Here is a 1,065-nt window from a genome sequence, read left to right as displayed (position 1 = left end):
GGGCGCCCGCTACTCCTTCGGGTGCCGGCGCAGCAGATACGTGTCCATGACCCAGCCCTTGCGCTCACGGAGCTCGGCCCGCAGCCGCTCGATGCGCGGCGCGGCCTCGGCGATCGGGCCGGAGACGAGGACCTCGTCCGGGGTGCCGATGCAGGCACCCCAGTAGATGTCGATGTCCTGGTCGGCGTACTGCCGGAACACCTGGTGGGCGTCCAGCATCACCACCACGTCGTCCACCCCCTCGGGGAACCCCTCGGCGAGCCGCCGGCCCGTGGTGATCTGCACCGGCCGGGCGACCCGGTTGAGCCCCGTACGGTGCCGGGCCACCAGCGCGGAGACACTGCTGATGCCGGGCACCACGTCGTACGTGAACTCCACCGTGCCCCGCGCCAGCACCTCCTCGAGAACGCCCAGCGTGCTGTCGTACAGCGCCGGATCCCCCCACACCAGGAACGCGCCGGTCTCGTCCTCGCCCAGCTCCTCGGCGATCAGCCGCTCGTAGATGTCCGCCCGGGCCCTGCGCCAGTCCTCGACGGCGGGGGAGTAGGCCGCGCCGCCCGCCGACCGGTCCCGCTCCGGGTCCCGCGCCCGGACCACGCGGTACGTCCCCTCGGGCACATGGGTGCGCAGCATGTCCCGGCGCAGCTCGACGAGGTCCGCCTTGGCCTCGCCCTTGTCGAGGACGAAGAACACGTCCGTGTCGCGCAGTGCCTTGACCGCCTGCAGAGTGAGCTGGTCGGGGTCGCCCGCGCCGATGCCGATGACATGAATCCTTCGCACGCCCCGAGTCTGCCGTACGGCACCGACGGCCCGGCACCGCGCCCCCGCCCCGACGCCGTCACCCGCCCCGACGTCATGCCTCGCCCCGCAGCCGGGGAGCCCGCTCCGCCGGGTCCACCACGCCCGCCGCCCCGCTCTCCACGGCGTCCGCCAGCTCCCGCGCCCACACCAGAAGCCCCGGGAGGTCCATGCCGTACGGAGTCCGCTCCCCGGTGTCCGCCGCCCACTCCTCCACGGCGCCCGCCCCGCGCCGCAGCAGCCGGGCACCGCCGGTGGCATTGCCGC

At 74.4% G+C, this 1,065-nt stretch carries 1 protein-coding gene and 1 pseudogene; both read right to left on the bottom strand.

Annotation, left to right across the window (positions count from 1 at the left end):
• Nucleotides 1-9: 9 nt before the first annotated feature.
• Nucleotides 10-780, bottom strand: coding sequence for a precorrin-6A synthase (deacetylating) (cobF, locus tag CCN35_RS27335; protein ID WP_086794699.1), 771 nt, complete (start codon nt 778-780; stop codon nt 10-12).
• A gap of 73 nt (nt 781-853) precedes the next feature.
• A pseudogene (locus tag CCN35_RS27330) lies at nt 854-1,065 on the bottom strand (DUF309 domain-containing protein); the annotation flags it as partial.

The organism is Streptomyces thermovulgaris (assembly GCF_002155915.1).
Classification (GTDB): Bacteria; Actinomycetota; Actinomycetes; order Streptomycetales; family Streptomycetaceae; genus Streptomyces; species Streptomyces thermovulgaris.
Note: the sequence above shows the minus strand (reverse complement) of the source record. Positions and strands in the feature narration are given on the sequence as shown.